Annotated in this window: 14 protein-coding genes; 9 read left to right on the forward strand and 5 right to left on the reverse strand. The window is 37.4% G+C overall.

The window, feature by feature from the left end:
• Positions 1-122: 122 nt before the first annotated feature.
• The gene (locus tag ABMA72_RS01040) at positions 123-608 is read left to right on the forward strand and encodes an Hsp20/alpha crystallin family protein (protein WP_392860536.1); all 486 of its coding nucleotides are present in this window, start codon (positions 123-125) and stop codon (positions 606-608) included.
• Here ABMA72_RS01040 and ABMA72_RS01045 read toward each other — a convergent pair.
• Positions 595-1,014 carry a response regulator gene (locus ABMA72_RS01045; protein ID WP_392860538.1) on the reverse strand — a complete coding sequence of 140 codons (420 nt, stop codon included), beginning with the start codon at positions 1,012-1,014 and terminating at the stop codon, positions 595-597. The two genes, ABMA72_RS01040 and ABMA72_RS01045, sit on opposite strands and share 14 nt — an antisense overlap.
• Before the next feature lie 223 nt (positions 1,015-1,237).
• On the opposite strand from ABMA72_RS01045, the gene ABMA72_RS01050 reads away from it, so the two are divergent.
• Both ABMA72_RS01050 and ABMA72_RS01055 read left to right on the forward strand, forming a co-directional pair.
• Positions 1,238-1,690 carry a hypothetical protein gene (locus ABMA72_RS01050; protein ID WP_392860539.1) on the forward strand — a complete coding sequence of 151 codons (453 nt, stop codon included), beginning with the start codon at positions 1,238-1,240 and terminating at the stop codon, positions 1,688-1,690.
• A gap of 31 nt (positions 1,691-1,721) precedes the next feature.
• Positions 1,722-2,858 (forward strand): CpaF family protein, encoded by a 1,137-nt coding sequence (locus ABMA72_RS01055; RefSeq protein ID WP_392860541.1) that lies wholly within the window; start codon positions 1,722-1,724, stop codon positions 2,856-2,858.
• Between the two features lie 18 nt (positions 2,859-2,876).
• On the opposite strand, the gene ABMA72_RS01060 is transcribed toward ABMA72_RS01055, so the two are convergent.
• Positions 2,877-3,125: a hypothetical protein gene (locus ABMA72_RS01060; RefSeq protein WP_392860543.1), complete on the reverse strand. Its 249-nt coding sequence runs from the start codon at positions 3,123-3,125 to the stop codon at positions 2,877-2,879.
• A gap of 196 nt (positions 3,126-3,321) precedes the next feature.
• Between ABMA72_RS01060 and ABMA72_RS01065 the strand changes: the two genes are divergently transcribed.
• Entirely contained in the window at positions 3,322-4,200 is an 879-nt protein-coding gene (locus ABMA72_RS01065; protein WP_392860544.1) for a hypothetical protein, read from the forward strand.
• 3 nt (positions 4,201-4,203) lie between these two features.
• Here the strand turns inward: ABMA72_RS01065 and ABMA72_RS01070 are convergent, their stop codons facing one another.
• Positions 4,204-4,932: a hypothetical protein gene (locus ABMA72_RS01070; protein WP_392860546.1), complete on the reverse strand. Its 729-nt coding sequence runs from the start codon at positions 4,930-4,932 to the stop codon at positions 4,204-4,206.
• 52 nt (positions 4,933-4,984) lie between these two features.
• On the opposite strand from ABMA72_RS01070, the gene ABMA72_RS01075 reads away from it, so the two are divergent.
• The 5 genes from ABMA72_RS01075 (at position 4,985) to ABMA72_RS01095 (ending at position 9,869) form a co-directional block, all read left to right on the forward strand.
• Positions 4,985-5,761 (forward strand): glutamate racemase, encoded by a 777-nt coding sequence (locus ABMA72_RS01075; protein ID WP_392860548.1) that lies wholly within the window; start codon positions 4,985-4,987, stop codon positions 5,759-5,761.
• 63 nt (positions 5,762-5,824) lie between these two features.
• A complete protein-coding gene (eno, locus tag ABMA72_RS01080) occupies positions 5,825-7,105 on the forward strand; it encodes a phosphopyruvate hydratase (protein WP_392860549.1) in 1,281 nt (426 codons plus the stop codon).
• A gap of 39 nt (positions 7,106-7,144) precedes the next feature.
• On the forward strand, positions 7,145-7,771 hold the full coding sequence (locus tag ABMA72_RS01085; RefSeq protein WP_392860551.1) for a hypothetical protein: 627 nt from the start codon (positions 7,145-7,147) through the stop codon (positions 7,769-7,771).
• 56 nt (positions 7,772-7,827) lie between these two features.
• Entirely contained in the window at positions 7,828-9,009 is a 1,182-nt protein-coding gene (locus ABMA72_RS01090; protein WP_392860553.1) for a hypothetical protein, read from the forward strand.
• 83 nt (positions 9,010-9,092) lie between these two features.
• Complete coding sequence (locus ABMA72_RS01095; protein ID WP_392860555.1) at positions 9,093-9,869, forward strand: hypothetical protein; 777 nt, start codon at positions 9,093-9,095, stop codon at positions 9,867-9,869.
• Positions 9,870-9,910: 41 nt separating this feature from the next.
• Here ABMA72_RS01095 and ABMA72_RS01100 read toward each other — a convergent pair whose 3' ends face one another.
• Positions 9,911-10,645: a trypsin-like serine peptidase gene (locus ABMA72_RS01100; protein WP_393055516.1), complete on the reverse strand. Its 735-nt coding sequence runs from the start codon at positions 10,643-10,645 to the stop codon at positions 9,911-9,913.
• A gap of 134 nt (positions 10,646-10,779) precedes the next feature.
• Positions 10,780-11,526, reverse strand: a complete 747-nt coding sequence (locus ABMA72_RS01105) for a trypsin-like serine peptidase (RefSeq protein ID WP_392860557.1) — start codon at positions 11,524-11,526, stop codon at positions 10,780-10,782.
• Positions 11,527-11,557: the final 31 nt, after the last annotated feature.

Raw genomic sequence — 11,557 nt, forward strand, 5'->3', positions numbered from 1 at the left:
TTGATTTGGGCCTTAATGTAAGAATTTGTTGGTTTCTGAATGCTGTGATGCATTGTGAATGTGGTGGGATTTTTGCTCTGAATGTGTCTAACTTATTAAAATTATGATAAGATTTTATAGATATGAAGAAGCTAATTTTTATCACATTTTTTACACTCTCAGCTGTAAGTTATGGCCAAGGTAATGATCCGCTTGTTGATCAGATCATGCAGATGCGTGATGAAATGATGAAGCAGATGCAGGCAGGTGATAGCTTTGATTCTGAAATACAAAAGATGTTTGAGAGAATGCAGAAGATGGGACAGATCCAAGGTCTGCCTGATCGCTTCAATCGTCACGTCAATATGGTTGAATACTTTTGGCAGGATGCTGACACACTTGTTATCAAAGTATCTAAGGACGATGAGGTCAATATTGAAGTTAAAGAAGGACTTGTCATTATTAAAGGCCAAAAAGTTATCAAGTCGCCAAATGGTATTTCAAAATCATCTTTTACACAGTCGGTTCAAATACGTGCTGGCCTTGATTCAACATCTGTGAAGATGAATGTGAAGGATGGAAATATCGTTCTTGATTTTAAGGCATTAAAGAAAACTAAGCAGCGATAATCTCACCATTTAAATTTTCAAGAATTGAATAGAGCTTATGATTAAAGTCCTGAACGTTAAAAGGCTTGGTTAGGACTTCCTCTACATTTAACTTGGAAGCATCATGAATTTTTTCAACGTCAATATCGCCAGAGATTAGCATAATATGAGGGTAGTTCTCCTTCCTCTTTCCTTCCATGCTATTTACGCCGTAGAGCTGCTCGATATACTGAAGGACTTCTTGGCCACCCATTTCCGGTAGGTTTAGGTCAATGACGATAAGATCATAATTATCGTCTCTTATCATTTTGCAGGCATCGAGACCATTTGAGGCCATTGACACATTTGCGAAGTAGCCACTACTTGCAATAAGTGACTTTAATGATTCTGATATTGTTCTTTTGTCGTCAATGATGAGTGCCTTCATGTTGATTTCCTTGTCTTGATTTCCGTATCAATTAAAATCGCAAAGTTGCTCTTAAATCTATAAACAATATGTCCTTATTTTAGTGCCACCGATAATTTTTTATAACTAAATTAATTCATAAGATTTATTAACGTTCTTAAACCATTGAAATAACGACTAAAGTCCTCAGCTAAGTTTGAGTAGAGGACTAAAGTATCCCTCCTAAGTTACCGATAAATAAATTATGAAAAGCTTCGCTGTGACGTTAATTACATTGATTGTGACAACTTATGCCTTTGGAATTAAGGAGACTTATTTCCATAAGCAAGAGTTTGATATTCCAAAAAGAGACTTGTCGATTATCGCTACTGACAAAGGTTTTTTTCCTTCGAAAGTAACAGCATTTGTAGGTGAGAAGCTTAATCTCTATGTCACTTCAGCGACAAATTTACCAAGTTGTCTTATTTTGAAAGAGCACGAAGTATACGTTGAGGCCAAGAAGGGTGAAGTTAGGGAAGCTTCTGTTTTTCTTGATACCCCTGGCCGCTTTAAATTCTATTGCCCATCAGGACAGATAAGTGGGACTTTAACTGTCATTGAGCATCCACGTGAAAAGGCAAAGAAAGACGAACAAAAAAGAGAGATTGCATCTCGTGAAAGTGAACGAGTGCGCGTATGGCGTCCAAAAGACGACTAGAGTAATTTATAAAAAGTGATTGTGAGGGATTATGTCTTCGGTATTTAGCGATGCGATTAAGAATTTACTTTATCCAATTGGTGACCTTCTGGAAGATGAGGGTGTATCTGAAGTTATGATCAATGGCCCTCATGAAATCTTTGTTGAAAAGAAAGGACTTGTTTTCAAAGTTCCAAATCAATTTGAAGATGAATCATCCCTAATCTCAGCAATGCGTGCCATTGCCCAATCAGTAAACCGTACAATTGATGAAGACAATCCTCGTCTGGATGCTCGTCTTCCAGACGGTTCTCGTATTCACGTTGTTCTGCCTCCAATGGCAAAGAATGGAACAACTGTGGCCATTCGTAAATTCTCTAAAGACAGCTTAACACTAAAGGATATGATTTCATTCGGTTCAATGTCTGATGTTGCTGCAAGATTCTTAGATATTTGTGTTTACCTTGGAAAGAATATTCTCGTTTCAGGGGGGACTGGTTCTGGAAAGACGACGATGCTCAATGTTTTAGGGGGACGAATTCCTAAAACACAACGTCTTATCATTATTGAGGATGCGGCCGAGCTACAAGTTGATGCCGAACACGTTGTTAATTTTGAAACAAGAAAGGCAGATGAATTAAAGGGGATTGAAGAGGTTTCAATTCGTGATCTTGTTATCTCTGCCATGAGACTTCGCCCTGATAGAATTATTGTAGGGGAAGTTCGTGGAGACGAGGCCCTAGATCTTGTGCAGGTAATGAATACTGGTCACGATGGTTCAATGGGAACTGTTCACGCCAATAACCCAATTGATGCTTGTACACGTCTTGAGACGCTATGTCTTATGGGTGACACAAAGATTCCACCTGATGCCGTTAGAAAGATGGTAGGAAGTGCCCTACAGATTATCGTTCAATGTAGCCGTTATCATGATGGTGGACGTCGTACTTCACATATTTCAGAAGTTCTTGGTGTCGATAATAATGGAAATTATATTGTTCGTGATATTTTCCGTTGGGTTCAGACAGGTAAGGATCCACAAACAGGAAAGTATATTGGAGAGATGGTACCGTGTAATTACGTGCCAACTTTCTTTGAAGATATCGTAGTTCACAAGCTACCATTTCCTAAGTCAAATTTCTTGGCCCCTGACTGGGTTAAGGATATGGTTAAGAAGAAAGCAGCTTAGAGATACAGAAGAAGGCTTCTAGATATCGACTTCAATTCCGTCTTCATAGATTTCTACAATAAATCGATCCTGATCTAGCTCTTTAGTCTTTTCGACGATTTCTTTGATGTCATCTACCTCTAGTTCTGGCTCAAGCTCCATGTCGGCGCTAAATACCTTAATGATAGCAATACTCATCTTAAAGTCACTTAAGTCACTGAATTCAGATAGGGGGAATGTCACTTTGTAACCCCCTGAAAACTTGTCAATATCCACATCTATTTTCATATAATTAATTGTAATTACATTGGATTAAAATGCAATAAAATTTAAACTGCGTAGATTCCTGTAGGTGTGTCAAAAATTTAGTGCATAGAAAATGAACATGGCATTACTATTTTTCAACTAAGCACAAAAGAACACTTTCCACTGATATTATTGAAGGCGTCAGTTAGCCTAATTTTATTTTTGAGGGAAAAATTAAATGAGAAATAGAACGAAATCATTCATCAAATCAACTCTAATGATGACAGCAATTGCTCTTTCTGCAAATACTTTTGCAGTTGAAACAATTCAAGATGATATTGATTCAATTCGTTTTCAGCTTAAGTCTGAACAGATCTATACTTTCAAAAATTATGGACAAGGACAGTATAAGGAATTGGCCTTTACAAGAATTGAGCGACCGAGACTACAAGTTGGCCTTAAGAAGAAATCCTCAACAGAGACTTTAGAAGTCGCTATTGACGAATCTCTTTTAGTCGAAAAGAACTCACTCGTTAATATCAAATTAGAAAAGAATAACTTAGTTAATATTGAAAGTGCAGCAAACGCAAAGTCTTCAGTTTTGACTAAACTAAAGAATCACAAATTAGGACTTGATAAGAATCAGGCAGCAAAAATTCTTAAAAAAGATATTATCGCAAACCTTAATCGTGTGATTGCAAAAATTGGTTTTCGTGATAACACAAAGGTTCGTTATGAGATTAAGAATCTTGCTTTTAATTGTCCTTCTCTAAAAGGGCGCATTACAAATTGTCGTGGTAAGTATGATGTTGTTGCGACTTTAAAGAATGAAAAGAAGAAGACTTCAAATCTTTCTGAGATTCTTATTAACTCGACAAAGAACTTAAACTCTTTTGGAACGGAGATTGAAATTAACACTTATATTGGAGAGCTTCGTTCAATCAATAAACAACTTAATAAGCTATCTGAAGGAAAGCCTAAGGGCGTTGATCTTAAAAAGCTTTATGCTCTTAAAAAAGATGTACAGTCAGAAATCCTAGATTCTTACCAGTACACGGCCATTGCTACCACAAGTGCACAGGAATTTTTAACAAAGCTTAATTCTAAATTTAATTAGGAATTAATTGATACTTTGTTTTAAGCTAACAAATAAATTAATAACTTCATTTAATACATCATTATGAAGCTGACTGAAGTTGGCTTCATATTTTTTTGCCTGAGAGTCAAACTCTGCACGATTCTCTTTATTCTTAACTTCCAGTTTTAATTGATCCGCAAGAAAAGTTAATTTGATATCAAGATTATAAATCATCACTCTTAGGATAGGTGACTCTTCCCATTGTCCAAAGAAAACCTTGTAACTTAAGATTGTGCTTCTGTGATCAATGCGAGCAAGAGACTTTTTCAGAGTAAGTAGTGTTACCTTGAGCCACTCAAGTGACTTGTCTTCATTTAATCCGCTCTTAGGCGAAATCGTTTTAAGAGAATCAATTGAGCCATCGATCATGGCCTTAATTGCCAGGTGTTCGTATTTTTTTGCATCAAAGTCTAAGACTTCTTTTTGGTATTCGATAAATTCTTTGTCCACTAAGTTCAATATACTCATTTGATCGAAGTGCATTAATAAGTTGCTATCTTGTGCTTCAGTGTGGAGGTAGATATCGTGAAGGTTTTTACGATCCTCACGTAATGGAGACTTTTCAAAATTATTATGGGCCAAGCAGATTCGCACCGGATTTTGTAGTGAGTCTTGCATAGACTTTAAGATCTTGTCTCTGCTATCATCATTAGATAGACGATTTTTATTAATTCTAGTGAAAAAGTTTACAAATTTATTTTTAATACCCATATGAGATAAAATAACGACTTTTTTAGGGATGTCTAGCATTTAAGGTGAAATATTGAAGATAGGGATTTTTGATTCAGGCATTGGTGGGCTTAGCGTATTGCGTGAGGTCGCAAAACTTATGGATCGTTGCGAAATTTATTACTTTGCAGACCGTCTAAATGCACCTTATGGTAATAAGACAAAAGAAGAAGTGTTTAGCTTTTGTCGAAATATTGTTGATGACTTCATCTCGCACGGTATCGATACAATCTTAATTGCCTGTAATTCCGCAACGGCCATGGCCATTAATGAGTTACGCGCAAATTATCCTTCTATTCGATTCTTTGGAATTGAGCCATTTATTAATGTGATTAACCTAAGACCTGAGCTTAAGCAGCAAAAGGGAGTTGTTCTTACAACCAAAATTACGGCCGACTCGATGCGATTTCAGAGCTTAAAAGATCGTTATGATCCCGCAGGTCACTTGGTGTATCGTGTCTCAAAGAATCTTGCAAAAATTATTGAAGATAGCTTTGATAGTGGTCGATTAAATGAAGAAGAAATTTCTAAAGAGATTGTCGAGTCTATTTTTCCTTCAAGTGAGAAGGAGAGTTATGATTATATCATTTTGGGATGCACTCATTATCCATTCGTAAAAGATCTTTTTAAGGCCAGTGTTGGGGCCCATAGTATCTCTCCTTGTTATCATGTGGCCAAGCATATGGCCGATCAATGTGTCATAACTAATGATGGCGACATTGTTGATTTTTTCTACTATCGCGATAGTCGAAGTCCTGATTTATGGCGCAAAGTTAAAAAACAAAATTTAGAAGGTTTTCCCTTTTTCTAAGTGACGATCCTTAAAAGCGTAAGTTAAAATATGGCAAATTTTAAACTAACGAAGGATTGGTATATGTCTAAAATTAAATCTATAACTCCACGTCAAATCTTAGACTCACGAGGAAACCCAACTGTTGAGGTTGACCTAGTAACTGAAAATGGTTTCATGGCCCGTGCAGCGGTTCCTTCAGGGGCATCAACTGGCTCTAAAGAAGCTTTAGAGTTAAGAGATGGTGATAAGTCTTACTACCTTGGAAAGTCTGTTAGAAAGGCAATTTCAAATATCAATGAATATATCGCACCAAAAATCATCGGAATGGATGTTTTTGATCTAAGAGCGGTTGACCAAGTAATGCTTGATGTTGATGGAACTGAAAATAAAGAAAAGCTAGGTGCTAATGCGATCCTTGCTGTTTCAATGTGTGTTGCTCGTGCAGGTGCTCTTGAAAAAGGAAAGTCACTATACGCTTACTTAAGAGAAGACTTAGGTGTTCCAGTAGCAAGTGATAAGTACCGTCTTCCAACACCAATGATGAATATTATCAATGGTGGTGAACACGCTTCAAATAATCTTGATATTCAAGAATTCATGATTATTCCTCATATGAAAAAGTCATTTAGTGAAAACCTAAGAGCTGGTGTTGAAACTTTCCATGCTTTAAAAAGTGTTTTAACTGAAAAAGGATATTCAACAAATGTTGGTGATGAAGGTGGTTTTGCACCATCGCTTAAGTCACACGAAGAGGCCCTCGATCTAATCCTAAGTGCAATTGAAAAAGCTGGGTATAAACCAGGTCAAGATATCTCAATTTCTCTTGATGCTGCAGCATCAGAGTTCTTTAAAGATGGTAGTTACCAAATGCAAGGTAAGAGCTATTCAAGTGAAGATATGGTTGAATATTACTCAAATTTAGTTTCAAAATATCCGATATATTCAATTGAAGACGGGCTGGACGAAGCTGACTATTCTGGTTGGGTAAAGCTGACTGCTAAGTTAGGGGATAAGTGTCTACTAGTTGGTGATGACTTATTTGTAACGAATAAGAAGATTCTAGCTGAAGGTATTGAGAAGAAGCAAGCAAACTCGATCTTAGTTAAGATCAATCAAATCGGATCTCTAAGTGAGACATTTGATACGCTAAAGCTGGCCTTTGAAAATGACTTCAGAGCAATTATTTCTCACCGTTCAGGAGAAACAAGTGATGCATTCATTGCTGATCTTGCGGTAGCAACTTCAAGCGGACTAATTAAAACAGGTTCTGCTTCAAGAAGTGATCGTCTTGCAAAATACAATCAACTACTAAGAATTGAAGAGGCCCTTGGTAGTGAAGCAAAGTACGACGGATTAATCTAAGTAAGAAATAATAAGGCCTCTAAAAATAGAGGCCTTTTTATGTCTGATTCAAAATTAAAAGAAAATAATGAAGCTCTTCATTTCCTTCATGATCTTCTTAACCATACGCATGGGCTAAAATTATATCTGGAGTCTCGTGATGGGCAGATGGATCAGGCCGGCCTAGAAGTCATCTATAATGAAGTTGCGGCACTGGAAAATCAAATCACCTCACAATTTAATCGTTTAAAAGAAAATGGCCCCTATCGATTCGCCGACTTAATTCAAACATGTCAGACGCAATTTGAGATCTATCAGCTCAGTGTGGATTTAGTGATTGAGGCCTCTGGGCGTGAGCTGGCCCCTATCGAATTTTCTTGTGATAAACAAATTTTTGAACGACTCATAAAAAATATTTCAAAGAATATCTACCTATGGTCTAGGCCTGAGGGGAAGATTCACTGTCATATCAGTGATATTGGTGAAAAGATTCAAATCATTCTTTCCAATGAAATTGATCAGCATGCTGATTTAGATAAGGCCTCTAATGGTATTGGCCTTTTGTCGATGAAGCGGGTTGCAAGTGAGAATGGGATTGTCTTTCAAAGTTACTTGGCCGAGAAAAAGTGGTGTACGAAAATCTTGATTGATAAACTCGGGATAAGACAGCAAAATATCGCCTGCTAGGTAAAAGAATTCTATCTATATTAAAAAGTAATAAAGAAGGTTATTCTATATAACATATGGAATTTATAAAGATCTTTATTACGTTAACGACTTTACTTGCCGCTGGGCCGCTTGCCTTGGCAAATCCTCGTATCTATCAATCAGATGCCACAGCATTAAATAAGGGTGCATCGAGAGTTAAGATAGAGGGAAGTTTTTCTTCAACTCTTTCTCAGGTTGATAGCGATGGAAATGAAGTCGTTTATAATGATGACGTAAGCTACAATCTTCTTGATGCTAATCTTGATTACCAATATGCCATCATGTCAAAATTTCAGCTTCTAGCAGGTCTTAAAGGCCGCTATGTTAGTAGTGGCGATACAAATGAGACTCAAACCACAGCAGGACTTGAATCTTTTTATATTGGGGCCTTCTATGGCCTAGATAAAAAACGCGGAAGAGATTTTGCTCTTAGTGCAATCTATCGCTTCAGACCTTACACTGTCGATACATACTCTGGTTCAGCTCCAAGTGATGAGTTAATCCTAGGTGATGGTGGAAATGATATCAAAGTTAATTTCCTGGCAAAATTTGAATCAACTAAGTGGACGTCATACGATTTTAAGATCGGTTATCGTATCCCTGGGGCCCCTATTTCATCTGAAGTTACTTTTGATGCTCGTCTTGTTAAACACTATGTTGACTGGGCCTTCTGGTTTTCTGCTAATGGTGTTTATTCACTCGGTGGAGATGAATACACAGACAATCCTAATTCAAAACCTATTGTGGCAAGTGGCTACACTTCAAGATGGAATTCCATTAATCGTCAATTTGTAAATCTTGATGCTAGTGCACAAACGATATTTGGTAATAAGTACCTTGCCTACGCTACTGTTGGGACAAAGGTTTTAGGAACTTCAACAGATAAAGATTTCTATACAACGATTGGCCTAAGTTGGACCACTGGTGGTGTGACAGCACAACAGAAATTTGAAGAGAGTTTTAAAGAATACTCTGTTGAGGCCAATGTTATTAAGGTTTCACCAAGAGGTGTTTTTATCAAGATTGATCATGGATCTCTTGATGACATCCAGGCCGGAAATATTGTTGATATTTACAAGACTGACTACTTTGGTGGCAATATCTTAGTTGCCCAAGGAAAGGTTTATGAAGTCTCGAGTGCATCGGCCATTGTTAAGGTAGTAGCTCGCTATCGTAAGGTGCCAATAGAAAAAGGCTTTGCTGCTAGGATTAAGTAGCTGAAATGAGGAAATATTTAGTAATTGATATAATTGTAAGTTAAGCTAAAATATTGAATATAAACATAAAAAGGATATTATCGATGATGAAGCAAATTTTAATTGCTTTCTACCTACTGGCAACATCAGCTGTAATTGCGAAACCTTATACTTCTAACTTTCTTGAGTTCGAACTACCAAATGGTTGGGAATGTTCGATAGAGGGAAGTGAGTATGTTTGTCAGTCCACTAATGACAGAAGAAAGAAAGAGGCCATCATTATTTTCGCGGCAAAGCACCGTGGTAAGCAAGATGATCTTATTCAATACAAGGCATATCTTGAGCAGGCCAAAACATTTAAACTACCTGGTGGTAAAACACAAATCTCTGAGCCTTCATATACAAGAATGAAGAAGATTCAAGGTCAAGGTCACACTTGGGTAGACTCTCTTCACTTATCAAGTGAAGTTCCTGGCTTTTTTACTCGCTACCTTGCGACAGTAAAAGGAGAGTTAGGAGTTGCGGTAACATTCTCTGTTGCTAAAGAACACTACCAAACTTATAAGCCAATCTTTGATAAGATCATCGAAACAATGCAGGTGTTCTCTCGTATTAAGAATAATGCTGATGGGCTTAAGCTTGCAGGTAACAAAGGTGAAGCTGTTCCTGGTGCCTCGGGTGACTTCTTAGATAATGAAGCTGGCCTTAATGATATTGGTGTTGGTGGGCAAAGACAAAAAGGTAAAGGCTCTGGTGGCGATGATATGACACTTTATCTAATCATTGCACTTGTTGTTGGAGCTGGTGTCTTCATTGCTAAGAATCGAAAAAAGAAAGGTTCTAAAAAGAAGAAAGGTAAAAAGAAGAAAAAGAAATCATAGAAAATAAAAGCCTCTCAATTGAATATATGAGAGGCTTTTTTTTATTCTGATTTTAAACAAGCTTGAATGGCCGTCTTAAAATTAAGATTCGTGGCAACACTCGTACCGAGATTTGTTGCATATCCATAATGACTATTTGAACAACCCCCATGAGAGTGTACGCCAATAATTTTTCCTGATTTTAAGTTAATGATACTTGAGCCAGAATTCCCTCCTGTAGTATCAACTTTATGGCGGATAACTCCAGTTCTTCCGACACTTTCTAGGTAACCAATTCCATTTTGTTGAGCAAATGATCTTTCTACTTCTACATCGTAACCATGGCCGGTAATCGATATAAGGGCCTTGCTTTCAGGTACTGTATAGTCTAGCTCATAAAAGCCTTGGGCCGCTCCTGCGTATTTTTGTGTATGAGCATTTGGGAGTAGCTTCATAACGGCCCAGTCATTTCCAGGGCCAGCGTTACTATAGATCACAGAGCTCTCATCTACCTTGTAGACATCTTCCTTTGCTGAGTAATTAATTCCTTCTTCATCGGAGGCAGGCGTATTAAATTCAACGAGTTTAAAGTATTTATGACAATGTCCTACCGAGATAGCGCAGTCTTTAGAAATCATGGTTACAGTGCAGCCATCAGTTGCTGTTTCACTATAGAGTGCGCGACCTACTTTTAGATCATGTGAAGGGATTCGATCATCAATTCCGCAAATTGATTTTTCTAAGGCGAATATTGAAGGCGATAACAATAATAAAAAGATAGGTGTTAATCTATTCATGGAAATCCTTTGCGTGTTGCGATGGGTCAACTTAAGGGATTTCTGAATTCTTATCAATGCTTTGTGTAGACTTTATAGATAAAAAAAGGCCCAATGAGGGCCCTTTTCGATATAGTAAATATTAAGTATTTAATCTATTCACTTGCAAGGCAGTTCTCAACTGCTGCTTTAAATTCTGGGTGTAGTTGAAGTACCGTTCCAGCATTTGCATTAGATTCGTTACTTCCGTAACAACCACCATGAGAGTGTACACCAACAATTTCACCAGTGTTTAAGTCAAGGATACTTGAACCTGAGTTTCCACCCATTGTATCAACTCTGTGGTTTAAAATTGCAGGCCTATGGCTTCCATAGTAGTCACCACCAATTTCAGTTAATGGCCCAATATTATTTTGTTGAGCAAATTTTCTTTCAAACTCATTGTCATTTCCATAACCAGTGATTGAAAGAAGTGTACCTTCAGCTGGAGCTTCTTTTGCAATAGGGTAGAAGCCTTGTGCTTGACCTGGAAGAAGTCCAGTTGTTTTGTGTGGTTTAATTTTAAATACGGCCCAGTCATCACCTTGGCCATTGCTCTTATATTTGATTGTCGCTTTGTCAGCTTGATAGATATCTTTTGGATCAGGGTGTGCAATACCTCTTCTTGTTGAAGGAGGTGTATTGAATTCAATAACATTGAATGTGGCGGCACAGTGACCTACTGAGATTGCACATGAATTTGATACTAATGTAACTGTACAACCGGCCTTATCTCTTGCTCTTTCTAGAGAGCGTCCTACTTTTGGATCACTTGATGGTACGCGCTCATCCATTCCACAAATTGTCTTATCCATGGCAAAGATTGAGAATGGCAATAATGCGCTTATGATTAATTTTTTCACTATTCTCTCCTTAGTTCGTGAAGAAATATAG

Origin of the sequence: Halobacteriovorax sp. CON-3 (assembly GCF_043196995.1) — a bacterium.
GTDB lineage: Bacteria > Bdellovibrionota > Bacteriovoracia > Bacteriovoracales > Bacteriovoracaceae > Halobacteriovorax_A.

Coding starts and splice junctions, on each gene's coding strand:
- ABMA72_RS01040 (WP_392860536.1), top strand. CDS start 123: ATGAAGAAGCTAATTTTTATCACATTTTTTACACTCTCAGCTGTAAGT.
- ABMA72_RS01045 (WP_392860538.1), bottom strand. CDS start 1,014: ATGAAGGCACTCATCATTGACGACAAAAGAACAATATCAGAATCATTA.
- ABMA72_RS01050 (WP_392860539.1), top strand. CDS start 1,238: ATGAAAAGCTTCGCTGTGACGTTAATTACATTGATTGTGACAACTTAT.
- ABMA72_RS01055 (WP_392860541.1), top strand. CDS start 1,722: ATGTCTTCGGTATTTAGCGATGCGATTAAGAATTTACTTTATCCAATT.
- ABMA72_RS01060 (WP_392860543.1), bottom strand. CDS start 3,125: ATGAAAATAGATGTGGATATTGACAAGTTTTCAGGGGGTTACAAAGTG.
- ABMA72_RS01065 (WP_392860544.1), top strand. CDS start 3,322: ATGAGAAATAGAACGAAATCATTCATCAAATCAACTCTAATGATGACA.
- ABMA72_RS01070 (WP_392860546.1), bottom strand. CDS start 4,932: ATGGGTATTAAAAATAAATTTGTAAACTTTTTCACTAGAATTAATAAA.
- eno (WP_392860549.1), top strand. CDS start 5,825: ATGTCTAAAATTAAATCTATAACTCCACGTCAAATCTTAGACTCACGA.
- ABMA72_RS01085 (WP_392860551.1), top strand. CDS start 7,145: ATGTCTGATTCAAAATTAAAAGAAAATAATGAAGCTCTTCATTTCCTT.
- ABMA72_RS01090 (WP_392860553.1), top strand. CDS start 7,828: ATGGAATTTATAAAGATCTTTATTACGTTAACGACTTTACTTGCCGCT.
- ABMA72_RS01095 (WP_392860555.1), top strand. CDS start 9,093: ATGATGAAGCAAATTTTAATTGCTTTCTACCTACTGGCAACATCAGCT.
- ABMA72_RS01100 (WP_393055516.1), bottom strand. CDS start 10,645: ATGAATAGATTAACACCTATCTTTTTATTATTGTTATCGCCTTCAATA.